Raw genomic sequence first — 23,117 nt, 5'->3', positions numbered from 1 at the left:
AGCCTGTTTAGTGTCAGCCACGCGTCTTATACAGCTTTGGCTCGCCCGCTGGTCGGCTTTTAAAGCGTCGATGCGCCCATAAGTACTGGGACGGACACTCGATGATGGCGCGTTCGACCCACTGATTGATCCGCAGACAATCGGCCTCGTCGCTTTCGCCGGGAAAATCGCTCAGCGGTGGATGAATCACCAGTCGATAACCACTGCCATCAGCGAGGCGTTGCTGGGTAAACGGCACCACTTGAGCGCGACCCAGCTTAGCGAACTTGCTGGTGGCGGTCACGGTCGCCGCCTGAATCCCGAACAGTGGCACGAACACGCTCTGCTTGGCGCCGTAATCCTGATCTGGCGCGTACCAGATGGCCCGGCCAGCGCGTAGCAGCTTGAGCATGCCACGCACGTCTTCACGCTCGATAGCGAGGGAGTCCAGATTATGGCGTTCACGGCCGCGACGCTGGATGAAGTCGAACAGCGGGTTTTTGTGCTCGCGGTACATGCCATCAATGGTGTGCTGCTGACCGAGCAAGGCCGCGCCGATTTCCAGCGTGGTGAAGTGCAGTGCCATGAGAATCACGCCCTGCCCCTCCAACTGCGCCTGTTTGAGGTGCTGCAGTCCTTCGATATGGGCCAGTTTGGCCAGCCTCTGGCGCGACCACCACCAGCTCATGGCCATCTCAAAAAACGCGATGCCAGTAGACGCGAAATTTTCCTTGAGCAGCTGTTTACGCTCGGCTTTCGACAGATGGGGGAAGCACAGCTCCAGGTTGCGCGACGCAATACGCCGTCGGTCACCGGCAAAACGATACATCACCGCACCCAGCGCCCGACCAACGGCTATCAGCGTGCGAAACGGCAACTGAACGATCAGCCAGAGCAGCCCCAGCCCCAGCCATAGCGGCCAGAAACGCGGTAGAAGAAAACGAGCTCGAAAACGCGGGCGATCCATTACAGCTTCCGTAAAGATAAGGGCCGCGCATTCTACATCGGTTCGGCAACATCGGTTCGGCTTGGCTTGCGACTCGCGAGCGTTCTCGTTATAAGTCTCGGCACTTTTAGCGACAAGCTGCTTTGTGCCGACCATGAGCCAAATCGAATTGCAAGACCAGGATCCTGTGTTCCAGCTGAAGGGCAGCATGCTTGCCATTACCGTGCTTGAGCTGGCCCGAAACAATCTTGAAAGCCTTGATCGCCAGTTGGCGGCCAAGGTTGCCCTCGCGCCGAACTTCTTCAGCAACACCCCTCTGGTGCTGGCTCTGGACAAACTGCCCGCTGGCGAAGGCGCGGTCGACCTGCCGGCCTTGATGCGTGTGTGCCGGCAACACGGCCTGCGCACGCTGGCGATTCGTGCCAACCGCATCGAAGACATCGCTGCCGCCATTGCTATTGACCTGCCGGTACTGCCCCCTTCGGGTGCCCGGGAGCGTCCGCTGGAACCGGTCGAAGGCGATGCAGCGAAGAAAAAAGCGGAAAAGCCACCTGAGCCAACCCTAAAACCGACCAAAATCATCACCTCTCCCGTGCGTGGCGGTCAGCAGATTTATGCCCAGGGCTGCGACCTTGTGGTCATCGCCCCGGTCAGTCCCGGTGCGGAACTTCTGGCCGATGGCAACATCCATGTATACGGCCCTATGCGCGGAAGAGCATTGGCCGGGATCAAAGGTGATACCAAGGCACGGATTTTTTGCCAACAGTTGGGCGCTGAACTGGTCTCGATCGCCGGGCAATACAAGGTTTCCGAAGACCTGCGCAGAGATCCGCTGTGGGGGGCCGGGGTACAGGTCAGCCTGTCCGGTGAAGTGTTGAACATCACCCGTCTTTAACGGATACTGCCGCCATTTTAAAGCATCCCTGATTCGTCGCGAAAACGTAGCAAAAGAAGTCGGAAGTCGAGAAAGCCAAGGTTTCCCAATGGTTAAACCTCTGATTCAGGGGTTCTCGATTTCCAGCATTGCTCGACTGTTGCCGTTTCAAGGGATGCCCTTCAGGGACTAACTGTCCTTTTCCTCTAGGGGTGAAACACCTTGGCCAAGATTCTCGTGGTTACATCCGGCAAGGGTGGTGTGGGTAAGACCACCACCAGCGCCGCTATCGGTACCGGTCTCGCTTTGCGCGGCCACAGAACAGTGATCGTCGACTTCGACGTCGGCTTGCGTAATCTTGACTTGATCATGGGCTGCGAACGCCGCGTGGTTTACGACTTCGTCAACGTCGTGAACGGTGAAGCAACCCTCACCCAGGCACTGATCAAAGACAAACGACTGGAAAATCTTTACGTGCTGGCCGCAAGCCAGACCCGTGATAAAGACGCCCTGACTCAGGACGGCGTTGAAAAGATTTTGATGGAACTCAAGGAAACCTTCGAATATGTGGTCTGCGATTCCCCTGCGGGCATCGAGAAAGGCGCGCATCTGGCGATGTATTTCGCCGACGAAGCAATCGTTGTGACCAACCCGGAAGTGTCTTCGGTACGTGACTCGGACCGCATGCTCGGCTTGCTGGCGAGCAAGTCCCGTCGCGCAGAAAAAGGCGAAGACCCGATCAAGGAACACCTGTTGCTGACCCGCTACAACCCAGAGCGTGTCACCAAGGGCGAAATGCTTGGCGTCGAAGACGTCGAAGAGATCCTTGCAATCCGCCTGCTGGGCGTGATTCCTGAGTCCCAGGCAGTCTTGAAAGCCTCTAACCAGGGTATCCCGGTCATCCTTGACGACCAGAGCGACGCCGGTCAGGCGTACAGCGATGCCGTGGATCGCTTGCTGGGCAAGGAAGTTGCACACCGGTTCATCGATGTGCAGAAAAAGGGATGGTTTCAGCGAGTCTTTGGAGGCCGTGAATGAATATTTTTGACTTCTTTCGTGACCGTAAGAAGGAAAGTACAGCTTCGGTAGCGAAAGAGCGTCTACAGATCATCGTGGCGCACGAACGAGGCCAACGCAGCACCCCGGATTACCTGCCGGCTTTGCAAAAAGAGCTGGTTGAAGTCATCCGTAAATACGTCAACATCGAGTCTGAACAAGTGCATGTCGCGCTGGAAAACCAGGGCAGCTGCTCGATCCTCGAACTCAATATCACCCTGCCAGATCGTTGATCCGGCGGGTGCCTGCGGCGGTATCTCGGACCTTTTGAAAAAAAGGGTCTGAATACCGCCGTTGGCGTTTCCAGCGTTTCGAGGCCCGTTGCACATGCCGTTGTCGAACATCCGCATCATTCACCAGGACGCTGGCGTTCTGGTGGTCGATAAACCGACCCTGCTGCTTTCCGTTCCCGGCCGTGCCGAGGACAACAAGGATTGCCTGATTACCCGCCTGCAGGAAAACGGTTACCCCGAGGCCCGCATTGTCCATCGCCTGGACTGGGAAACCTCCGGCATCATCCTGCTGGCCCGCGATGCCGATACGCATCGCGAGCTGTCACGGCAGTTTCACGACCGTGAAACCGAAAAAGCCTACACCGCTCTGTGCTGGGGTCAGCCGGAACTGGACAGTGGCAGTATCGATTTGCCGCTGCGCTACGACCCCCCTACCAAACCCCGGCACGTGGTCGATCACGAATTCGGCAAGCACGCACTGACATTCTGGAAAGTGCTGGAACGCTGCGGTGATTACTGCCGTGTCGAGTTGACGCCGATTACCGGTCGCTCACACCAATTGCGCGTGCACATGCTGTCCATCGGCCACCCGTTGTTGGGCGACGGGCTGTACGCACACCCGCAAGCGCTGGCTGCTTACCCACGCCTGTGCCTGCACGCCAGCATGCTCAGCTTCACTCACCCACAATCGGGTGAGCGCATGCGCTTCGAGTGCCCTGCGCCGTTTTGATTGCGTGCAATCCGAACCGGACGCACATGCAAATCCCCACAAGGTCGGCGTCAGTCACAAGATACGGTAAACTCGCGCCACTGCTGTCTGGAGTAACTTATGCGCGAAGAGTTGAACCAAGGCCTGATCGATTTCCTCAAGGCCTCCCCCACCCCCTTTCATGCCACCGCAAGCCTTGTTCAACGCCTGGAAGCGGCCGGTTACCTACGTCTGGATGAACGCGAAACATGGGCCACCGAGGCCGGTGGGCGCTATTACGCCACCCGCAATGATTCGTCGATTGTCGCTTTCAAACTGGGCCGTCTATCGCCCTTGAGCGGCGGCATCCGTCTGGTCGGTGCCCATACCGATAGCCCGTGCCTGCGGGTCAAGCCGCAGCCCGAGATACAGCGCCAGGGTTTCTGGCAGCTGGGTGTCGAAGTCTACGGTGGCGCCCTGCTTGCGCCTTGGTTCGACCGTGATTTGTCGTTGGCCGGGCGTGTCACCTTCCGCCGTGATGGCAAGGTCGAAAGCCAACTGATCGATTTCAAACTGCCCATCGCCGTGATCCCAAATCTGGCGATCCACTTGAACCGCACGGCCAATGAAGGTTGGGCGATCAACGCCCAGAACGAGTTACCGCCCATTCTGGCGCAGGTGGCAGGCGATGAGCGTGTAGATTTCCGTGCACTGCTGACCGATCAATTGGCCCGCGAACACGGTTTGAATGCTGATGTGGTACTCGATTACGAGCTGAGCTTTTACGACACCCAAAGCGCTGCGATCGTCGGCCTGCATGGTGATTTTATCGCCGGCGCACGCCTGGATAACCTGCTGTCGTGCTTCGCCGGTGTAAACGCCTTGCTCACTGCCGAAACCGATGAGACCTGCCTGCTGATCTGCACTGATCACGAAGAAGTTGGCTCCAGCTCCGCCTGCGGTGCAGACGGTCCGATGCTGGAACAAGTGCTTCAACGCCTGCTACCTGAAGGCGAAGATTATGTGCGGACCATTCAAAAGTCGTTGCTGATCTCGGCCGACAACGCCCACGGCGTCCACCCGAACTACGCTGACAAGCACGACGCCAATCACGGCCCGAAACTCAACGCAGGCCCGGTAATCAAGGTCAACAGTAACCAGCGCTACGCAACCAACAGCGAAACCGCCGGTTTCTTCCGCCATTTGTGCATGGCCGAAGAAGTTCCGGTGCAAAGTTTTGTGGTGCGCAGCGACATGGCCTGCGGTTCGACCACCGGCCCGATCACAGCCAGCCACCTGGGGGTGCGCACCGTCGATATCGGCCTGCCTACCTTCGCCATGCACTCGATCCGTGAACTGGCAGGCAGCCAGGATCTGGCGCATTTGGTGAAAGTGCTTACCGCGTTCTACGCCAGCCACGAACTGCCTTGATCCAGTCCATCGTCTTCGCGGACTTGCCTGCGAAGACGATCACTTGGTCCATCTGCAAAAACCCACCTAGACTGACACTACCGAACCAGACAGGTGCAGTGCTCATGGATCCGTTCCACTCCATGCTAATACCGATAGTCGCCGGCATGCTCATGCTGTGTGTGGGTTTCTCTTACCAGGAGCGAGGTGTTGGTGTGTTCTTACTCTGGCTGGGCATGGTCTGCATCCTCGGGACGGTGGTTTACAAACTCCTCGAAAAACTGGTGTAAGCCGCTCGGCGTATGGCGTGCATAACCGCAAGCTGTCTATACAATGGCGCTCGCCAAGCCCACGCGTCACTCGTACACTCGCCAGTCATTGCCTGATGATACCGGGCGTTTTTGTGCTGATTCGAGGTTCACCGCCCAGTGCCTGTTTTTGTCCGCCTGCTCGCTCTCCCGCGCCTTTTTCTGATCTGTCTGTTGGCCCTGATACCCATTAGCGCGGCTCAGGCCCTAAGCCTGCCGGGTTCACTAGGTGGCTCACAGAAAGGCCAACCGCAAGCACAGGAACCTCTTGGGCAATCGCTGGATGAAGTGATCAAGACCCTGGAAAACGATCAACAACGCACCAAACTTCTCGACGACCTGAAAAAACTCCGCGACACCACCAAGAAAGCTCAACCGACCGCCGAAGAAGGCGTGCTTGGATTGATCGGAAGCACCCTGTCCGGTTTCGAGAAGCAATTCAGCGGTGATGACAGTCCGATTCAGCGCTGGTCCGACGAACTGACCCTGGCGCAGGAAGAGCTGTTGGGGCTGATGCTGCCCGCCAATCAATGGTTGCCGGTCATCTTCGGTTTCGCCCTGGTGATGCTGCTCTGGAGCCTGCTGGCTGCCGTGCTGATCTGGCTCAGCCATCGGGTGCGCCTGCGCTTTGGTCTGTCAGAAGAGCTGCCACAACACCCTCGTACCTGGGACATGCTGCGTTTTGCCCTGCGCAAACTGGGGCCGTGGCTGGTGGCCCTGGTTATCACCGTGTACTTGAGCTATTCCCTGCCCTCTTCGCTGGGCAAGGATTTGGCCATGGTGCTGGCGTATGCCTTGGTGGTTGGCACCTTATTCTCGGCCATTTGCGTGATTGCCTTTTCCGTTGTCGACGGCCCCCACCGCCGCCGAGCGCTGTATATCCTGCGTCATCAGGCGTTTCGCCCGCTGTGGCTGATCGGCAGTTTTGCCGCCTTCGGCCAAGCGTTGAGCGACCCGCGCCTGATCGCCAGTCTTGGCGAACACCTGGCGCACACCGCCGCAACCCTGGCTAACGTGCTGGCCGCGATCTCCACGGGGCTGTTCATCCTGCGATTCCGCCGCCCCATCGGCCACTTGATCCGCAACCAGCCGCTGTCCCGTCGCCTGACCCGGCGCGCCTTGAGCGACAGCCTCTACATCCTGGGCTCGTTCTGGTATGTGCCGGCATTGATGCTGGTGGCGGTGTCATTGTTCGCCACGTTCTTCTCTGCTGGCGATACCAGTACCGCCCTGCGTCAGGCCTTGATCTGCGCGGTATTGCTGGTGCTGTGCATGGTCATCAATGGCCTGGTGCGCCGTCATGCGCAACGGCCGTACCATGGACAAAAACGTCATGCGCTGTATTCGGACAGACTGAGAAACTTCTTCTATACCCTGGCGCATCTGCTGGTCTGGTTGCTGTTCATCGAACTGGGCCTTCGCGTGTGGGGCTTGTCGCTGATTCGTTTCGCCGAAGGTGACGGCCACGAAGTCAGCATCAAGCTGTTCAGCCTGGGCGCAACATTGCTGTTCGCCTGGCTGGTGTGGATCCTCGGTGACACCGCCGTGCATCATGCCTTGACCCGGTCACGCAAAGGCCTGGCCAATGCCAGGGCGCAAACCATGATGCCGCTGATCCGCAATGTGCTGTTCGTGGCGATATTCATCATCGCCCTGATCGTCGCACTGGCGAACATGGGCATGAACGTGACCCCTCTGCTGGCCGGTGCCGGGGTTATCGGCCTGGCCATTGGTTTCGGCGCGCAGTCATTGGTGGCGGATTTGATCACCGGCCTGTTCATCATCATCGAAGACTCGCTGGCCATCGACGACTACGTCGACGTCGGCGGGCATTTGGGCACGGTCGAAGGTTTGACCATCCGCACGGTGCGCTTGAGGGATATCGATGGCATCGTCCACACCATTCCGTTCAGCGAGATCAAAAGCATCCAGAACTACTCGCGGGAGTTCGGCTATGCGATTTTCCGCATTGCGATTCCGTTCAGCATGAACATCGACGACGCGATCAAACTGGTTCGTGAGGTCGGGCATAAAATGCACAGTGACCCGCTGGAGCGACGCAACATTTGGTCGCCGCTGGAGATTCAGGGGGTCGAAAGTTTCGAATCCGGCAGCGCAGTCCTGCGGGCGCGCTTCAAGACTGCTCCGATCAAACAGTGGGAAGTTTCGCGCGCCTTCAACTTGTCGCTTAAACGCCATCTGGATGAAGCCGGACTCGATTTGGCAACCCCACGTTTAAGCGTACAGGTGAGCACCGGCGGCGGTAGCGTGATTGGCGTTGGAGCGGCCAAGGAAAAGCAATGATCGCGACCACACTGGGCGTGACGACATGATCGCGCCCTACCCCGGCACCACCGCACTCACATGAATCGCATCATGGCGCCAATACTCAAGGTCGCAGTCGATCAGACGGCCTTGCTGATCATAGTTGACCCGGGCAATGCGCAGGCCCGGGCTGCCAACGGACACTTTCAATGCCGCTGCCGCCTCGACCTGCAAGGCCGTCGGCACCATCTCGAAACGCACCTGGCCATACCGCAAGCCATAACGGCTGGCGTATAACTCGGTCAGCGACTGACTCAGATCGACATCCAGTATCTGGGGAAAGTATTCCGGATTGAGATAGTGCTCCACGTACAACACCAGTCGCTGATCAATGCGTCGCGCGCGGCAGATCTGGATCACGCTGGACAATGCTGGCAACTGCAACCAGGCACATACCGCCGCCGACGCAGGCTGCAGACGCGCTGAAATCACCTCCGTCGAAGGCACTCGTCCCTGCGCACTGACCATGGCGTGAAAATGGCTGCGGCGCATCAAATCGTAAGCCAGGCGCGGCGGCGAGATAAACCAGCCACGTCGCTCCTCGCGATAAACCAGACCCCGTGCCTCCAACTGCAACAACGCTTCACGCACGGTGATCCGCGTGGTACCGAACAACTCACTGAGTTTGCGCTCGGCGGGCAGCTTACTACTGGCCGGCAACAAGCCGTGCTCGATCTGTTCCTGCAAGGCCAGACCGATGGCTGTCACCGCCTTTGGTGCATCTTCGCGCATCAACGTTACCTATCTGGACTAGTCCAGCGCTGTTTAAGAGCAGGACCGAGCATGAATATCGCTCCTGTGAGTATCGGTCAGCCTAGACAAAGCACATGACTGATCGATGACAAAGCTGCCGAGGGACGGCCTGATACGGTTGTTCCAGATCAACAAAACCGATGAATATCAATATTTTAGCCATGGTCTACGCTTACCTTGGACTGACCTCCCTTAGCTGATGATTACCCTTGCAGGAGTGATGCCGACATCAAAGTGTCATTCAGCAGGCTTAAATTGGCTCAGGTATTGCTGACCTAGACCAACCCAACCGCACTAACGTCGATAAAAACGTAGCGTTGAAAACGCCCAAAGGAGCTTCGGATGAAACATCTTTTCCTGGCATCACTGTTAGGTTCGACCATTGCCCTGTGCACAGCCGCCATGGCTGCTGATACCGACTTGAAAACCCTGGAGGCCGCGGCCAAGACGGAAGGTGCGGTCAACAGCGTCGGCATGCCCGATAACTGGGCCAACTGGAAAGGCACCTGGGACGACCTGCTGAAAAACTACGGCCTCACGCATATCGACACCGACATGAGTTCGGCCCAGGAAGTCGCTAAATTCGCTGCGGAGAAAGACAACGCCAGCGCGGATATCGGCGATGTGGGTGCAGCCTTCGGTCCTATCGCAGTAAAACAGGGCGTGACCCAGCCGTACAAGCCAAGCACCTGGGCTCAAATCCCGGATTGGGCGAAAGACAAAGACGGTAACTGGGCACTGGCCTACACCGGCACCATCGCGTTCATCATCAACAAAAAATTGCTCCATGGCTCCGACGCCCCCAAAACCTGGGCTGACCTGGAGAAAGGCAAATACAAGGTCTCCATCGGTGACGTGAGCACCGCCGCCCAGGCCGCCAACGGCGTGCTGGCTGCTGCCATTTCCAAAGGTGGCGATGAAAAGAATATTGAACCGGCACTGTTGATGTTCGCCGAAATCGCCAAACAGGGGCGTCTGTCGCTGTCCAACCCGACAATCGCCACGATGGAAAAAGGCGAAATCGAAGTGGGCGTGGTCTGGGATTTCAATGGCCTGAGCTACCGCGACAAGATGGTCAATCCTGACGATTATGAAGTGCTGATCCCCTCCGATGGTTCGGTGATTTCCGGCTATACCACCATCATCAACAAATACGCCAAACACCCGAACGCCGCCAAACTGGCTCGCGAATACATCTTCAGCGATGCCGGCCAGACCAACCTGGCGCGGGGCAATGCCCGTCCGATTCGTGCTGAACACATCACCCTGCCGGCTGACGTACAAGCCAAGCTGCTGCCTAACGAGCAGTACAAACACGTGAAGCCGATTGCCGACGCGGATGCCTGGGAAAAAACCTCGAAAAGCCTGCCGAAAAAGTGGAACGAACAAGTCATCATCGAAATGAAATAAGCGTTATTTGAGGGAAGAACGGGTTCGCCCGTTTTTCCCTCTTTGGACCATTTTTTCTGATTGTGTACAACGCTTCTGGAGCTCATCCGTTATGAGGCACAACGTCATCCTGGTCGTCCTCGATGGTCTTAACTACCAAGTCGCCCGACATGCCATGGGACACCTTCAGGCATACGCAGGTGCAGGACGCGCCGCCCTGTACAGACTGGAATGCGAGCTACCTTCGCTGTCCAGACCGCTGTACGAGTGCATCCTTACCGGCGTGAAACCGATCGACAGCGGTATCGTGCACAACAACGTCACGCGCCTGTCGAATCAGCGCAGCGTGTTCCACTATGCCACCGACGCTGGTCTCAGCACTGCCGCAGCGGCTTATCACTGGGTCAGCGAACTGTATAACCGCTCACCGTTCGTTGCCGCCCGCGACCGCCACACTGACGACGCACACCTGCCGATCCAGCATGGACACTTCTACTATGCGGATCACTATCCGGATTCACACCTGTTCGCTGATGCCGAAAGCCTACGTCTGCGCCATGCGCCGAACTTCATGCTGGTACACCCCATGAACATTGACGACGCCGGGCACAAGCACGGCCTCGATACCCCGCAATACCGCAACAGTGCGCGCTCTGCCGACATCATCCTCGCCGATTACCTGCAAGGCTGGCTCGACACCGGTTACCAGGTGCTAGTGACCGCTGACCACGGCATGAACAACGACCGTTCCCACAATGGCTTACTCCCGGAAGAACGCGAAGTTCCGCTGTTCGTGTTCGGCGATGCCTTCAGTTTCGATAGCAATGCCCAACCGAAACAGACCGATCTGTGTGGCACGGTCTGCGAACTGCTCGGCGTCCCTCACGACAAGCCAGTGTGCCGGGAGTTGTTGAAGTGAACTCAATCACCCGAGGCAAATGGCTGGCGGCCCTGTGTCTGGTGCCCTTCTCCGTGTTTTTCATCGTATTCCAGATCGCCCCGCTGGCCTGGGTCGTGATCCACTGCCTGCAATCGGAAGACAACGGCTGGGGCCTGGCTAATTTTACTGAAGTGTTCAGCTCCCGGTTCTACCTGCAAGCGATCCAGCACAGCCTGGAGATCAGCTTCTGGTCCAGCGTGTTCGGAATCATCATTGCCGTGCTGGGCAGTTACTCCCTGCGTCGGGTCGACTCGCGACTGCGTAACTTCGTCAACGCCTTCGCCAACATGACCAGCAACTTCGCCGGTGTGCCGCTGGCCTTCGCCTTCATCATCCTGCTGGGATTCAACGGCAGTATCACAATCATGCTCAAGCAAGCCGGGATCATTGAGGACTTCAACCTGTATTCGAAAACCGGGCTGATCATCCTCTACACCTACTTCCAGATTCCATTGGGTGTGCTGCTGCTCTACCCGGCCTTCGACGCCTTGCGCGAAGACTGGCGCGAATCCGCTGCCTTGCTCGGGGCCGACAGCTGGCAGTTCTGGCGGTATATCGGCCTGCCAGTGCTGACCCCGGCGCTGATCGGTACTTTCGTGATTCTGCTGGCCAATGCCCTCGGCGCCTACGCCACCGTGTACGCCCTGACCACAGGCAACTTCAACGTGCTGCCCATCCGTATTGCCGCCATGGTTTCAGGCGACATCAGCCTCGACCCGAATATGGCCAGCGCCCTGGCCGTAGTGTTGGTGGGCCTGATGACCCTGGTGACCCTCGTGCACCAGTGGCTTTTGAAGAGGAGCTACCATGTCTCGCGCTGAACCGGGCTCCGCCGTCCTCTACCACCGCGTCGTGGTGTACCTGCTGTTCATCATTCTGTTGCTGCCACTGGCAGGGACGCTGATCTACTCCATTGCCACCAGTTGGTCGGCAACCATTCTGCCCAGCGGGTTTACCGTCAAATGGTATGTCGAACTGTGGAGCGACCCGCGTTTCCTCCACGCATTCGGCCAGTCACTGCTGGTATGTGTCGGCTCCCTGGTGCTGTCAGTGGTCCTGATCCTGCCACTGCTGTTTGTCGTGCATTACCATTTCCCCAAGCTTGATGCGCTGATGAATATCCTGATCCTGCTGCCCTTCGCCGTGCCTCCCGTGGTGTCATCCGTCGGCCTGTTGCAGCTCTATGGGTCCGGGCCTTTCGCGATGGTCGGCACGCCGTGGATTCTGATCGGCTGCTACTTCACCGTGGCGCTGCCGTTTATGTACCGGGCGATTACCAACAACCTGCAAGCGATTAACCTGCGCGACCTGATGGACGCTGCGCAACTGCTCGGTGCCAGCACCTGGCAGGCCGCGTTCCTGGTGGTGCTGCCAAACTTGCGCAAAGGCCTGATGGTCGCGTTGTTGCTGTCATTCTCCTTCCTGTTCGGTGAGTTCGTGTTCGCCAACATCCTGGTCGGCACGCGCTACGAAACCCTGCAGGTCTACCTGAACAACATGCGCAACAGCAGCGGTCACTTCACCAGTGCGCTGGTGGTTTCCTACTTCTTCTTTGTGCTGGTGCTGACTTGGGCGGCCAATTTAATGAACAAGGACAAAAGCCAATGAGCTTCGTCAGCGTCGATCACCTGCAAAAGAGCTACGCCGGCACCGCCGTGTTCAGCGACATCAACTGCGACATCAGGAAAGGCGAGTTCGTGACACTGCTCGGCCCTTCCGGGTGCGGCAAATCCACCCTGTTGCGCTGTATTGCCGGCCTGACCGCGGTTGATGGCGGCAAGATCCTGCTCGACGGCCAGGACATTGTCCCGCTCAGCCCGCAGAAGCGCGGCATCGGCATGGTGTTCCAGAGCTATGCGCTGTTCCCCAACATGACCGTCGAACAAAACATCGCGTTCGGCCTGCGCATGCAAAAGGTCAACGCCGACGACAGCCGCACGCGAGTCGCCGAAGTGCTGAAACTGGTCGAACTGAACGACTTCGCCGCACGCTACCCGCACCAACTGTCTGGTGGCCAGTGCCAACGGGTTGCGCTGGCGCGCTCGCTAGTGACCCGGCCACGCCTGCTGTTGCTCGATGAACCGCTGTCGGCGCTGGATGCACGGATTCGTAAACACCTGCGCGAACAGATTCGTCAGATCCAGCGTGAATTGGGACTGACGACGATTTTCGTGACCCACGATCAGGAAGAAGCGCTGACCATGTCAGACCGGATCTTCCTGATGAACCAGGGCCGGATCGTCCAAAGCGGCGATGCTGAAACCCTATACACCGCGCCGATCGACGTGTTTGCCGCCGGCTTTATCGGCAACTACAACCTGCTCGACGCCGACAGCGCCAGCCGCTTGCTGCAACGGCCGATCAACAGCCGTCTGGCGATTCGTCCGGAAGCCATCGAGCTGAGCCTGACCGGCGACCTCGACGGCGAAGTGCGCAGCCACAGCCTGTTGGGCAACGTGATCCGTTACCGGATCGAAGCCCGAGGCGTGGAACTGGTGGTCGACGTACTGAACCGTTCAGCGGCTGATTTGCACCCCAATGGACGTCGAGTGGCCTTGGCTATCGATCCGTCGGCGCTGTGTGAAGTAGCCTAAGCGACAACCGCAGAACCTGTAGAGGTTACGAAGGCTGCAAAATTTCAGAGGACAGCAGTAATGGCGTTAGCGATTTTTGATTTGGACGAAACCTTGATCCACGGCGACTGTGCCAGCTTGTGGAGCGAACAAATGGGTCGACTCGGCTGGGTGGACGCTGAGTCGTTCATGCGCCGTAACAATGAACTGATGGCCGCGTACAGCGCAGGCGAACTGGCGATGGAGGAGTACATGACCTTCAGCCTGGAGCCCATGGCCGGTCGCACGCCGGAAGAAGTCGCGCACCTGGTAGGTCCTTGGGTCGAAGACGTGATCGAACCGATCATCTTCAGCGAGGCCTGCCGGGCCATCGCCGCCCATCGAGCGGCCGGTGACCGGATTTTAGTGATATCGGCGTCAGGCACGCACCTGGTCAAACCCATCGCCGAACGACTGGGCATCGACGAAGTACTGGGGATCGAACTGGAGGTCAAACATGGCGTCTACAGCGGCGCGACATTGGGCGTACTGACCTACCGCGAAGGCAAGGTCACGCGCTTGCTGGAGTGGTTGCAAAACGAAGGCGAGACGCTGGAAGGCTCCAGTTTCTACTCGGATTCACGCAATGACCTGGCGCTGCTGCTCAAGGTCCAATACCCCCGCGTCGTCAACCCGGACCCGGTACTGCGCGAGCATGCAGAAAAGGCCAGCTGGCCGATTCATAGCTGGAAGTGATGGCTGAATAAGCGGCCTGGTTGGCAGGCCGCTTAAGCGAACGACTTCACACCATGTGTCAGACCAGACTTTCGTCGATCACCAACACCAGTTTGCCTGACACCTGATTGGTCGCCAGCTCGGCGAAGGCAGATTCGGCGTCTTTGATCGGGAACGTTCTGGCCAGTTGCGGCTTGAGGCGTCCTTCGACAAACAACGGCCACACGTGCTGACTCAGATCACTGAGCAAATCCGCTTTGAATTGATCATCACGGCTACGCAGGGTCGAACCCAGTATCTGCACACGCTTGACCAGCACTTGCGCCAGGTCCAGTTGCGCTTCACGCCCGCCCATCAGACCGATCAGTACCAATCGCCCATCAACGTTCAGCACTTTGATGTTCAAGGCCGCGTAGTTGGCACCCACCGGATCAAGAATGACATCGAACGGACCGAGGTCTTTCAGGCTTTCCAGGTTGTCGCTGCGCACAACCCCACCCTGAGCCCCCAGCGCTTCGCAATACGCCAGACGTTCGGCAGAGCCGACGCTCACCCATACCGGGTTGCCGAACGCCTTGCAAAGCTGAATGCCAGCTGAACCAACACCACTTGCCCCGGCGTGCAGCAATACCTTTTCACCCGGCTTCAATGCAGCCAGTTGAAACAGATTCAACCATGCAGTGGCGTACACCTCGGGGATACCTGCCGCTTCCGGCAAAGACATGCCCTCGGGAACCGGCAGCACATGCCGTCCGTCGACTACGACCTCTTCAGCCATGCCACCACCTGCGAGCAATGCGCAGACTCTGTCCCCTACGTGCCAGGACGAACCCGAACCGACTTCGCTGATCACCCCGGAGCACTCCATCCCGAGGGTTTTACTGGCTCCCGGCGGTGGCGGATACAGCCCGGCCCGCTGCAATAAATCCGCACGATTGAGACCCGCCGCAGCGATCCGAATGCGTACTTGCCCTACATCACATGTCAGGCCGGGTTGTTCAAGCCATTCCACATGTCCGTCAACGCCTTGCAATGCCTTCACAGTGCCTCCATAGTAAGTCTGGACTGAGCCGGTGCTATAGACGCACGGGCTTTTTGCATTATGCGACCGGATCCGACGGAACCGGCGACTTCAAAGACGGCCTAATATGCGTTATCAATTGTCCCCGCGTCGAATCAGCATGAAGCATTTTTTCCCCAGCACCGCGCTTGCCTTTTTCATTGGCCTCAGCGTGTTGCCGCTGTCCGCCAATACGTTCGCAGCCAATAGCTGGGATAACCTTCAGCCAGATCGCGAAGAGGTCATTGCCAGTCTTAACGTTGTAGAGTTGCTCAAAAGGCATCACTACAGCAAACCGCCGCTGGACGACAAGCGTTCGGTCATCATCTACGAGAGCTATCTGAAGCTGCTGGACCCGTCCCGTAGCTACTTTATGGCCGGTGATATTACCGAATTCGACAAATGGCGCACGCAGTTCGACGATTTTCTCAAGAGCGGCGACCTGAATCCCGGCTTCACCATCTACAAGCGCTATCTGGATCGCGTCAAATCGCGCCTGAATTTTGCCTTGGCAGAACTGGACAAGGGCGTCGGCAAGTTCGATTTCACCGCCCAGGAAACCTTGCTCGTAGAGCGCAAGGATGCCCCGTGGGCCAAGAGTACTGCCGAGCTGGACGATCTGTGGCGCAAACGCGTCAAGGATGAAGTCCTGCGGTTGAGGATTGCCGGCAAGGAACCCAAAGCGATTCAAGAGCTGCTGACCAAGCGCTACAAGAATCAGCTGTCGCGTCTGGAGCAGACCCGCAGCGAAGATGTGTTCCAGGCCTATATCAACACTTTCGCCATGTCTTACGATCCGCACACCAACTACCTGTCGCCTGACAGTGCGGAAAACTTCGACATCAACATGAGCCTGTCGCTGGAAGGCATCGGCGCCGTGTTGCAGAGCGATAACGACAACGTCAAGATCGTGCGCCTGGTTCCGGCTGGCCCTGCCGCCAAAACCAAGCAAGTTGCCCCGGCGGACAAGATAATCGGCGTTGCCCAGGCCGACAAAGAGATGGTCGACGTGATCGGCTGGCGCCTGGACGAGGTGGTTAAACTGATTCGCGGGCCTAAAGGCTCAATCGTGCGCCTGGAAGTGATTCCGGCCAGCAATGCGCCTAATGACCAGACCAGCAAAATCGTCGCGATCACCCGCGAAGCGGTCAAGCTTGAAGAGCAGGCGGCGAAGAAGTCGATCCTCAACCTCAAGCAGGATGGCCACGACTACAAACTCGGCGTCATCGAAATTCCGGCGTTCTATCTGGACTTCAAGGCCTATCGTGCAGGCGATCCAGAATACAAGAGCACCACACGTGACGTGAAGAAACTGCTGACTGAACTGCAAGCCGACAAAGTCGATGGTGTTGTCATCGACCTGCGTAACAACGGCGGCGGTTCGTTGCAGGAAGCCACGGAGTTGACCAGCCTGTTCATCGACAAAGGCCCTACCGTGCTGGTTCGCAACAGCGACGGCAAGGTCGATGTCCTTGAAGATGAAGCCAAAGGTGCTTTCTACAAAGGCCCGATGGCGTTGCTGGTCAACCGTCTGTCTGCCTCGGCCTCCGAGATTTTCGCCGGCGCTATGCAGGACTATCACCGCGCGTTGATCATCGGTGGCCAGACCTTCGGTAAAGGCACCGTACAAACCATTCAGCCGCTCAACCATGGCGAACTGAAACTGACGCTGGCCAAGTTCTACCGGGTTTCCGGCCAGAGCACCCAGCACCAGGGTGTACTGCCAGACATCGCGTACCCGTCGATCATCGACACCAAGGAAATCGGCGAGAGCGCGCTGCCCGAAGCCATGTCGTATGACACCATCAGACCGGCCATCAAGCCTGTCGTCGATCCGTTCAAACCGTTCCTCGCGCAACTCAAGACGCGGCATGATGAGCGCTCGTCGAAGGACCCGGAGTTCGTCTTCATCGAGAACCGCTTGCTCCTGGCGCAAAAGCTGATGGCAGAAAAAACGGTTAGCCTCAACGAAGCCGAGCGTCGCGCTCAACACACCGACATCGAAGGCAAGCAGTTGGCTCTGGAAAACACCCGCCGCAAGGCCAAAGGTGAAGAGCCGCTCAAAGAGCTGAAGAAAGAAGATGAGGACGCGCTGCCAGCAGAAGACAAGACCAAACCCGAGGATGACGCCTACCTGGCCGAAACCGGGCGCATCCTGCTCGACTACCTGAGTTTGAACGCCGCTATCGCAAAAAAGTAAAAAGGCAGGATGGATGATCGTAAAATGCTGGCCATTTAGTGCTCTCTAGTGGCATTCAGTCATCAAACAGTCATCAATCTGTCGTGGAATAGAGGGGCTGAGCGCTATTGCGCTTAGCCCCTTTTTTTTTTGCGCAGAGATCACCATGACCGTCACTGAACAGCTGAGCGCACTGAGTTCAATTCTGGCTCAACGCGATTTGCACAGCTTGTTCCAACCGATACTGTCGCTGTCGGACCGCCGGATTCTCGGCTATGAAGCCTTGACCCGAGGCCCGTCCAACAGCCCCCTGCATTCGCCCATCAGCTTGTTCGCAGTGGCCCGCCAAGCTGGGCGGCTCAGCGAGCTGGAACTGGCTGCGCGAGAATGTGCCTGTCGACGTTTCAGCGAACAGAAACTTGAGGGCAAGCTGTTCCTCAACGTTTCGCCTGAGTCGCTGCTGGAACCGGCTCACCCGCCAGGTCGTACCCTGGAATTGCTGAACGCCTACGGCATTTCTCCCAGCCAGGTGGTGATCGAGCTGACCGAGCAGACACCCACTGAAGATTTCGAGCTGCTGTACAACGCACTGCATCACTACCGGGACATGGGCTTTTCCATCGCCATGGACGACTTGGGTGCGGGATATTCCAGCCTGCGCCTGTGGTCGGAGTTGCGCCCAGACTACGTAAAAATTGATCGACACTTTATCGACGGCATTCATCAGGATGCGGTCAAGCGCGAGTTCGTCGGTTCCATGCTGCAGATGGCCAAGGCCTCCAGAGCGATTGTGATCGCTGAAGGCATTGAACTGCCGGAAGAGCTCGCGGTGCTGATCGACATGGGCGTGGATCTGGTTCAGGGCTATCTGCTCTGTCGCCCGCAAGAACATCCACCGCGTGATGCCCGCGCGCTGTTACCCAAGCTCGATCCGACGGTACCGGCGTTGAACGAAGACGCCTGCGACCTGAGCGCTCTGCTCAACGAACAACCCGCAGTCAATCAGTCCACACCGACCGCCGCCGTCCTTGAGTACTTTCGCAAACAAGCCAACCTCAACTCCCTGGCAGTGCTGGACGAGCAGTCGCAACCCTGCGGTATCGTGCATCGGCACTCATTGTCCGAGGCTCTGCTAAAGCCTTTCGCTACCGACCTGTTCGCGCGCAAACCGATCAGCCGCCTGATGAGCGACGACTTTCTTGCTGTCGAGCTGAACCAGTCCTTGCAGCAGGTCAGCCGCCTGCTGACCAGTCGCGCCCGGCAGCGTATTGAAGAGGACTTCATCATCACCCTCAATGGCTGCTACTTGGGTCTTGGGCGGGTGATTGACGTGCTGAAACTGATCACTGAACTGAAAATACAGCAAGCTCGCTACGCTAACCCGCTGACTTTATTGCCCGGAAACGTGCCGATCCAGCAATGCCTGACCCGCCTGCTGCAACAGGGCCAGGAGTCAATGATCTGCTACGTGGATATCGACAGTTTCAAGCCGTTCAACGATATCTACGGCTACGGACGTGGCGACGAGGTATTGCTCTGCCTGGCGCAGTGCCTGAACGACCGGATCGACCCGAGCCGCGACTTTGTCGGACACATTGGCGGTGATGATTTCTTGATGGTCCTGGGCTCCGAAGACTGGCGCAAACGCCTGAATCTTTTGCTAGATGATTTTCAGAATCAGTGTCGGCGCTTCTATCGAGCCGAGCATCTGGAGTCGGGCTGTTTCACTGCCCTCAATCGTCAGGGCCAGCGCCAGGACTTCGCACTGTTATCGCTGTCCATAGGCGTCGTCCACCTGCACCCCGATGCCTGTGCGGATCTGGATGCCAGTCAACTCGCAGAAATGGCGTCACAAGCCAAGCACCACGCAAAGAACGTTGCAGGCCCCAGCGTGCACGTCATCGACACACTGGACTGCGAAGCATTTTTGGCACGCTAAATACCCAACTACCGGGTATGGGCCTGAAACGCTTTGGCACGATCCAGATCGGGGGGTAAGCCGGGGCCGCCCTGTTGGTACAACTGCGACAGTTTGATGGCCGCCAGTGGATGCCTGGCCTCGACTGCCATGCCCCACCATTGAGCGGCATCGACAGCATCAGGGGCCTTGCGTGTGTCACCCGCCAGGCTCAACACGCCGAGCTGGTAAGCCGACTTGCCATCACCCCCCAACGCGGCCAGACGCAACAGACGCACGCCTTCCTCGCGAGCACCCAAACCTTGACCGCGAAACGTCAGGATATGGCCGTAGAAGCTCTGAGCGCCAACATCTCCCAGATTCGCCATACGCGAGAATTGACCTTCGAGCCATTGCCAGCCTCGAGGTTGTTGCACGAACCACGACCAATGGAATAACCGCCGAGCCAGCAAGTAGCTCAATCGTACTCGTAAACGCCACAGACTTGGATTCACACGCTCTCCGGATAGCTGTATTCAAAGACCCGCGCCACTTCAGAAGCATGCCATGACGCTGCGGCTACGCCGTCGGAAGGGCCCGAGAATCGCCCAAGCCGTTCGACGCATTCAAAGAAGCCAGTACGCGGCAAACGACTCGCGCCCTGACTGATCACCAACGAACTACGCAACGGCTGTTCGGCGCGAGCATCCAACGCTGCCAAGTGTTCAAGTGCGGCAGTAAGGGTAAGCATCGCGGGGCTGGGAAGTTGCAACCGCTCGAGTAAAGCACGGTAGGTCAATAGATGCCGTTGCCGGCGCGCCTGATCCAGCTCAGTCAACAGCCCTTCCCAGTGCAGACGGCTGATGCGCACACTCATGACTCACCCCCCCAGCCAGGGACACCCAATTCCCAGGCCAGGCTTCGGCGAATGGCCGCATCCGGCAATCGCTCGCCACTTTCGATCAAGTCCAGATACGACGGACTTATCCCGACTGCACGCGCCAACTGCGCAACTTCCAGGCCTTTGGCGGCGCGCAAGGCACCCAACTGATCAAAGCCGGGATGATCGACAGGCGCGACCTCAGGCGGTTGCGGCGAGTGTTGAACGGTTGTGTCCGAGATCCCGGCCGCTTTGAGCAGAGCCTGATACTGAGCCCAAGGCAAAACTGCGTACTCTGGCTCTCCATCACGTGTAATTATCTGAAGATCCATACAAACCCCCTGTAGGACTACAACACTTTGCGAGTAGGCTTTTTCCCTGTGTTGATATCTTAACAGCGGACAGAGGCACCTTGCGTCCTCTGAATCGACAAGCGACCGCTCAAGACAACGATAACCCCCATAAATCCGTGCGCTTCAGGGTTTGCGATGCTCTAGCACCAGGAGCTCCGGTGTTGCGGGCAATCGTTCGACGACGACAAGTTTCTCCGGTGCCTGCCTGGCTCGCCACGCTCGAAAGGCATTCAGCTCACTTTCCAGGCTTTTCATGACCCAAGCCAGCACTGCGATGTCATCGAGCATGCCGATCCCGGGTATCCAGTCCGGCACGGCATCGAACGGGCTGAGGAAATACATCAACCCCGCCACCACCGAGAGCATCGCCTTGGGGCTGACAGCTCGGTACTCACCGCGCCAATAGGCCAGGCACAGGGCCTGCAGCAAGCGCAGGTCATCCTTGAGCTTACCCAAACGGTCACCCTGCCTGGCGCCCTTGCGTGCAACAGCAAAGATCAAGGCTGGCAAACGCCCACGACTGAGCAAGCGCTGAGCCATGGGTAAAAAACGAATCAAATTCCAAGGTGTTTTCATGATCGCTCCCAACGGAGGTTGCAACAGGTGTCACCACTATGCTGCACAAAATGTTATCCACACAAGTTGTGGATAACCTTGTGAACAGACCCTATTTTCAGGCCTGAGACGCCCGCGCTGTAGGGCTTTGGCTCAAATCGGGCGTTTTTTACTCACATTAAAAATACGACAAATTCGTTGACTTGGGGCCTGACTGAAGTTACCCCCACCGCATTGCAGGGGGTCGCAATCGATCGTCCTACAATCTGCCAGCAATAGTCAGTCCGCTAATGGTATTACGACTGCGTCAGAGGGGATCCGTTCGCGTCCAAACGCCACAAACAACAACGCCCCGTCAAAGCGGGGCGTTGTGCTCAAACCAGTGCGCTCAATTACTTGGCGGCTGGCTCTTCAGGAGCTTCTGCTGCTGCAGCGGCAGGATCCTTGATAGCCAACAGTTCCAGATCGAAGACCAGAACGGAGTTGGCAGGGATCGTCGGGCTTGGGCTTTGCGCGCCGTAAGCCAGGTCGCTAGGGATGTAGAGTTTGATTTTCTCGCCAACGTGCATCAGTTGCAGGCCTTCAACCCAGCCAGGGATCACGCCGCTTACCGGCAGATCAATCGGGCTGCCGCGTTCAACGGAGCTGTCGAAGACTTTGCCGTCAGTTAGCTTGCCTTCGTAGTGAACAGTCACTACGTCGGTCGGCTTAGGCTGAGGGCCATCGGCTTTCTTGATGATTTCGTATTGCAGACCGGAAGCGGTGGTGATCACTTCTTTACGCTTGCCGTTCTCTGCCAGGAATTTCTTGCCGGCGGCTGCCGACTCTTCGCTCATTTTGGCCATACGCTCTTCAGCCCGCTTTTGCAGGGCAGCAAAGGCTTCGACCAGCTCATCATCCTTGAGCTTCTGTTCTTTTTTGCCGACGGCGTCTTCGATGCCTTGGGCTACCGCTTTGGAGTCCAGATCATCCATACCTTCCTGAGCCAGGCTTTTGCCCATGTTCAAGCCGATACCGTAAGAAGCTTTTTGCGCCGGGGTTTTCAGCTCTACGTTGGTATGCGAGTCACAACCCGCGAGTACCAGACCTACCAGGGCTACCGCCGCCGCCAACCGATGCTGTTTCATACTAATTCCTTGTTCATGCGCCAATAGGGCAAACGAGTAAAGCCGCGAGCTTATCAGGCTGCCGCGATCAATGGCTACCGGCATGAGAGGCAGAAAAGTCAGATAAGTTCAGGTATCCAAACGTTTTCTTGCACCGAGTGCATGTCGTACAGCATTGGTTCAGCTGCGCAGCAAGAGCCTATTCGCCGAGCCTGATTTTTTTCGCGACCTACAACCTGGACGAAACGCTGAACAGGGCGTTGTTCATAGCGGGTTTTATTCAAATAAGACCCGCCCCGACTTGGCCCTGTGTCGACTCACCTCAAGAACACAACAGCACTGGACACTATGAATGCTCAGGACTGGCCGTCAGTGCTGAATAAAAAGCAATTGCACTTACATAACCCCGACGCTCCAGGGCTGGCGACTCGACGCGCATACGGACCAACGCCATGACGAGCAAACTCGACCCTGCATTTGTAAGCCGATATTTCTTGCAAAAAACTCACTGATTTCATACCGTTAGTCTTGGGGAACCTATTATCTTTGCGCTTGGCACTACGAGTAGATGTTACTGAGTGACTTTGCGGAAATCCCACCTTCAAAAGCAACTTGATGACGTGATAGAAGTGTGTATATACCTCGACCGCAAGCACGCTTCTAAATCCACGCTCGCCCGTTGGGTGCTCAACAGCTACGTCTGATGAGCGTGCAAGCGATTTCAATGAAGTAAATGCAGAGTTCGGCTTTCTGCATAAGTTGTTAGTATATGTACATAAGACACGCTGCCCACGTAGGAATGCCATGAGCCAGAGCTTTCTCCCCTTTTCCCGCCCGAGTATCGGTGACGAAGAAATTGCCGCCGTCGAGCAGGTTTTACGCTCCGGCTGGATTACCAC

Annotated in this window: 24 protein-coding genes; 16 read left to right on the top strand and 8 right to left on the bottom strand. The window is 57.5% G+C overall.

Annotated elements, in window-relative coordinates; translation table 11 throughout:
• Positions 1-13: 13 nt before the first annotated feature.
• Positions 14-946, bottom strand: coding sequence for a lipid A biosynthesis lauroyl acyltransferase (locus tag QN399_RS08220; protein WP_322178242.1), 933 nt, complete (start codon positions 944-946; stop codon positions 14-16).
• Between the two features lie 133 nt (positions 947-1,079).
• Here QN399_RS08220 and minC point away from each other — a divergent pair, with 133 nt between their 5' ends.
• The 7 genes from minC (at position 1,080) to QN399_RS08185 (ending at position 7,798) form a co-directional block, all read left to right on the top strand.
• A complete protein-coding gene (gene minC / locus QN399_RS08215) occupies positions 1,080-1,820 on the top strand; it encodes a septum site-determining protein MinC (RefSeq protein ID WP_322178241.1) in 741 nt (246 codons plus the stop codon).
• A gap of 201 nt (positions 1,821-2,021) precedes the next feature.
• Positions 2,022-2,837: a septum site-determining protein MinD gene (gene minD, locus QN399_RS08210; protein WP_219061520.1), complete on the top strand. Its 816-nt coding sequence runs from the start codon at positions 2,022-2,024 to the stop codon at positions 2,835-2,837.
• The gene (minE, locus tag QN399_RS08205; RefSeq protein WP_219061521.1) at positions 2,834-3,088 is read left to right on the top strand and encodes a cell division topological specificity factor MinE; all 255 of its coding nucleotides are present in this window, start codon (positions 2,834-2,836) and stop codon (positions 3,086-3,088) included. Before minD ends, minE begins: the two co-directional genes overlap by 4 nt.
• Positions 3,089-3,182: 94 nt before the next feature.
• Complete coding sequence (locus QN399_RS08200; protein WP_322178240.1) at positions 3,183-3,818, top strand: RluA family pseudouridine synthase; 636 nt, start codon at positions 3,183-3,185, stop codon at positions 3,816-3,818.
• Between the two features lie 99 nt (positions 3,819-3,917).
• Positions 3,918-5,207, top strand: a complete 1,290-nt coding sequence (locus tag QN399_RS08195) for a M18 family aminopeptidase (RefSeq protein WP_322217248.1) — start codon at positions 3,918-3,920, stop codon at positions 5,205-5,207.
• A gap of 104 nt (positions 5,208-5,311) precedes the next feature.
• Positions 5,312-5,476, top strand: coding sequence for a hypothetical protein (locus QN399_RS08190; protein ID WP_322178238.1), 165 nt, complete (start codon positions 5,312-5,314; stop codon positions 5,474-5,476).
• 138 nt (positions 5,477-5,614) lie between these two features.
• A complete protein-coding gene (locus QN399_RS08185) occupies positions 5,615-7,798 on the top strand; it encodes a mechanosensitive ion channel domain-containing protein (protein ID WP_322178237.1) in 2,184 nt (727 codons plus the stop codon).
• Positions 7,799-7,834: 36 nt separating this feature from the next.
• Here QN399_RS08185 and QN399_RS08180 read toward each other — a convergent pair whose 3' ends face one another.
• Positions 7,835-8,551: a UTRA domain-containing protein gene (locus QN399_RS08180; RefSeq protein WP_322178236.1), complete on the bottom strand. Its 717-nt coding sequence runs from the start codon at positions 8,549-8,551 to the stop codon at positions 7,835-7,837.
• A 363-nt stretch (positions 8,552-8,914) separates the two neighbouring features.
• Here QN399_RS08180 and QN399_RS08175 point away from each other — a divergent pair, with 363 nt between their 5' ends.
• From QN399_RS08175 to QN399_RS08150, 6 genes are all read left to right on the top strand, one after another.
• Positions 8,915-9,982, top strand: a complete 1,068-nt coding sequence (locus QN399_RS08175; RefSeq protein ID WP_322178235.1) for an ABC transporter substrate-binding protein — start codon at positions 8,915-8,917, stop codon at positions 9,980-9,982.
• Positions 9,983-10,073: 91 nt separating this feature from the next.
• Positions 10,074-10,880 carry an alkaline phosphatase family protein gene (locus tag QN399_RS08170; protein ID WP_322178234.1) on the top strand — a complete coding sequence of 269 codons (807 nt, stop codon included), beginning with the start codon at positions 10,074-10,076 and terminating at the stop codon, positions 10,878-10,880.
• Positions 10,877-11,722, top strand: a complete 846-nt coding sequence (locus QN399_RS08165) for an ABC transporter permease subunit (protein ID WP_330200798.1) — start codon at positions 10,877-10,879, stop codon at positions 11,720-11,722. Before QN399_RS08170 ends, QN399_RS08165 begins: the two co-directional genes overlap by 4 nt.
• Positions 11,709-12,509, top strand: a complete 801-nt coding sequence (locus tag QN399_RS08160) for an ABC transporter permease (RefSeq protein WP_219061530.1) — start codon at positions 11,709-11,711, stop codon at positions 12,507-12,509. The genes QN399_RS08165 and QN399_RS08160 overlap by 14 nt, the downstream gene beginning before the upstream one ends.
• Positions 12,506-13,495: an ABC transporter ATP-binding protein gene (locus QN399_RS08155; protein WP_322178232.1), complete on the top strand. Its 990-nt coding sequence runs from the start codon at positions 12,506-12,508 to the stop codon at positions 13,493-13,495. Before QN399_RS08160 ends, QN399_RS08155 begins: the two co-directional genes overlap by 4 nt.
• A 60-nt stretch (positions 13,496-13,555) precedes the next feature.
• Positions 13,556-14,209 carry an HAD family hydrolase gene (locus QN399_RS08150; RefSeq protein ID WP_322178231.1) on the top strand — a complete coding sequence of 218 codons (654 nt, stop codon included), beginning with the start codon at positions 13,556-13,558 and terminating at the stop codon, positions 14,207-14,209.
• Between the two features lie 58 nt (positions 14,210-14,267).
• Here QN399_RS08150 and QN399_RS08145 read toward each other — a convergent pair whose 3' ends face one another.
• Positions 14,268-15,230, bottom strand: coding sequence for a zinc-binding dehydrogenase (locus QN399_RS08145; protein ID WP_322217254.1), 963 nt, complete (start codon positions 15,228-15,230; stop codon positions 14,268-14,270).
• Between the two features lie 139 nt (positions 15,231-15,369).
• Here QN399_RS08145 and QN399_RS08140 point away from each other — a divergent pair, with 139 nt between their 5' ends.
• Together QN399_RS08140 and QN399_RS08135 are read left to right on the top strand one after the other, a co-directional pair.
• A complete protein-coding gene (locus QN399_RS08140) occupies positions 15,370-17,448 on the top strand; it encodes a carboxy terminal-processing peptidase (RefSeq protein ID WP_330200797.1) in 2,079 nt (692 codons plus the stop codon).
• Positions 17,449-17,593: 145 nt separating this feature from the next.
• Complete coding sequence (locus QN399_RS08135) at positions 17,594-19,366, top strand: bifunctional diguanylate cyclase/phosphodiesterase (protein ID WP_322217257.1); 1,773 nt, start codon at positions 17,594-17,596, stop codon at positions 19,364-19,366.
• 8 nt (positions 19,367-19,374) lie between these two features.
• Here QN399_RS08135 and QN399_RS08130 read toward each other — a convergent pair whose 3' ends face one another.
• The 5 genes from QN399_RS08130 to QN399_RS08110 all read right to left on the bottom strand — a co-directional run bounded on the left by QN399_RS08130 (position 19,375) and on the right by QN399_RS08110 (position 22,239).
• Positions 19,375-19,839 carry a sel1 repeat family protein gene (locus QN399_RS08130; RefSeq protein WP_330200796.1) on the bottom strand — a complete coding sequence of 155 codons (465 nt, stop codon included), beginning with the start codon at positions 19,837-19,839 and terminating at the stop codon, positions 19,375-19,377.
• Positions 19,836-20,201, bottom strand: coding sequence for a hypothetical protein (locus tag QN399_RS08125; protein ID WP_219061537.1), 366 nt, complete (start codon positions 20,199-20,201; stop codon positions 19,836-19,838). Before QN399_RS08125 ends, QN399_RS08130 begins: the two co-directional genes overlap by 4 nt.
• Positions 20,198-20,536, bottom strand: coding sequence for a helix-turn-helix transcriptional regulator (locus QN399_RS08120; RefSeq protein WP_322178226.1), 339 nt, complete (start codon positions 20,534-20,536; stop codon positions 20,198-20,200). Before QN399_RS08120 ends, QN399_RS08125 begins: the two co-directional genes overlap by 4 nt.
• A gap of 144 nt (positions 20,537-20,680) precedes the next feature.
• Positions 20,681-21,133 (bottom strand): YkvA family protein, encoded by a 453-nt coding sequence (locus QN399_RS08115; RefSeq protein ID WP_322178225.1) that lies wholly within the window; start codon positions 21,131-21,133, stop codon positions 20,681-20,683.
• Between the two features lie 371 nt (positions 21,134-21,504).
• Positions 21,505-22,239, bottom strand: a complete 735-nt coding sequence (locus QN399_RS08110; RefSeq protein WP_330200795.1) for an FKBP-type peptidyl-prolyl cis-trans isomerase — start codon at positions 22,237-22,239, stop codon at positions 21,505-21,507.
• Between the two features lie 783 nt (positions 22,240-23,022).
• Here QN399_RS08110 and QN399_RS08105 point away from each other — a divergent pair.
• On the top strand, positions 23,023-23,117 hold a 95-nt coding region (locus QN399_RS08105; protein WP_323566405.1), incomplete at its 3' end, for a hypothetical protein.

The sequence above is a fragment of the Pseudomonas sp. 10C3 genome (assembly GCF_036346185.1).
Classification (GTDB): domain Bacteria; phylum Pseudomonadota; class Gammaproteobacteria; order Pseudomonadales; family Pseudomonadaceae; genus Aquipseudomonas.
This window is presented reverse-complemented; position numbering and strand designations above follow the sequence as displayed.

Bases quoted from the DNA above. Each gene is read 5' to 3' on its own strand.
- QN399_RS08140 (WP_330200797.1), top strand. From the start codon at position 15,370: ATGAAGCATTTTTTCCCCAGCACCGCGCTTGCCTTTTTCATTGGCCTC.
- QN399_RS08135 (WP_322217257.1), top strand. From the start codon at position 17,594: ATGACCGTCACTGAACAGCTGAGCGCACTGAGTTCAATTCTGGCTCAA.
- QN399_RS08200 (WP_322178240.1), top strand. From the start codon at position 3,183: ATGCCGTTGTCGAACATCCGCATCATTCACCAGGACGCTGGCGTTCTG.
- QN399_RS08220 (WP_322178242.1), bottom strand. From the start codon at position 946: ATGGATCGCCCGCGTTTTCGAGCTCGTTTTCTTCTACCGCGTTTCTGG.
- QN399_RS08175 (WP_322178235.1), top strand. From the start codon at position 8,915: ATGAAACATCTTTTCCTGGCATCACTGTTAGGTTCGACCATTGCCCTG.
- QN399_RS08195 (WP_322217248.1), top strand. From the start codon at position 3,918: ATGCGCGAAGAGTTGAACCAAGGCCTGATCGATTTCCTCAAGGCCTCC.
- QN399_RS08110 (WP_330200795.1), bottom strand. From the start codon at position 22,239: ATGAAACAGCATCGGTTGGCGGCGGCGGTAGCCCTGGTAGGTCTGGTA.
- minE (WP_219061521.1), top strand. From the start codon at position 2,834: ATGAATATTTTTGACTTCTTTCGTGACCGTAAGAAGGAAAGTACAGCT.
- QN399_RS08115 (WP_322178225.1), bottom strand. From the start codon at position 21,133: ATGAAAACACCTTGGAATTTGATTCGTTTTTTACCCATGGCTCAGCGC.
- QN399_RS08120 (WP_322178226.1), bottom strand. From the start codon at position 20,536: ATGGATCTTCAGATAATTACACGTGATGGAGAGCCAGAGTACGCAGTT.
- QN399_RS08190 (WP_322178238.1), top strand. From the start codon at position 5,312: ATGGATCCGTTCCACTCCATGCTAATACCGATAGTCGCCGGCATGCTC.
- QN399_RS08160 (WP_219061530.1), top strand. From the start codon at position 11,709: ATGTCTCGCGCTGAACCGGGCTCCGCCGTCCTCTACCACCGCGTCGTG.
- QN399_RS08125 (WP_219061537.1), bottom strand. From the start codon at position 20,201: ATGAGTGTGCGCATCAGCCGTCTGCACTGGGAAGGGCTGTTGACTGAG.
- QN399_RS08155 (WP_322178232.1), top strand. From the start codon at position 12,506: ATGAGCTTCGTCAGCGTCGATCACCTGCAAAAGAGCTACGCCGGCACC.
- QN399_RS08170 (WP_322178234.1), top strand. From the start codon at position 10,074: ATGAGGCACAACGTCATCCTGGTCGTCCTCGATGGTCTTAACTACCAA.
- minC (WP_322178241.1), top strand. From the start codon at position 1,080: ATGAGCCAAATCGAATTGCAAGACCAGGATCCTGTGTTCCAGCTGAAG.
- QN399_RS08150 (WP_322178231.1), top strand. From the start codon at position 13,556: ATGGCGTTAGCGATTTTTGATTTGGACGAAACCTTGATCCACGGCGAC.
- QN399_RS08180 (WP_322178236.1), bottom strand. From the start codon at position 8,551: ATGCGCGAAGATGCACCAAAGGCGGTGACAGCCATCGGTCTGGCCTTG.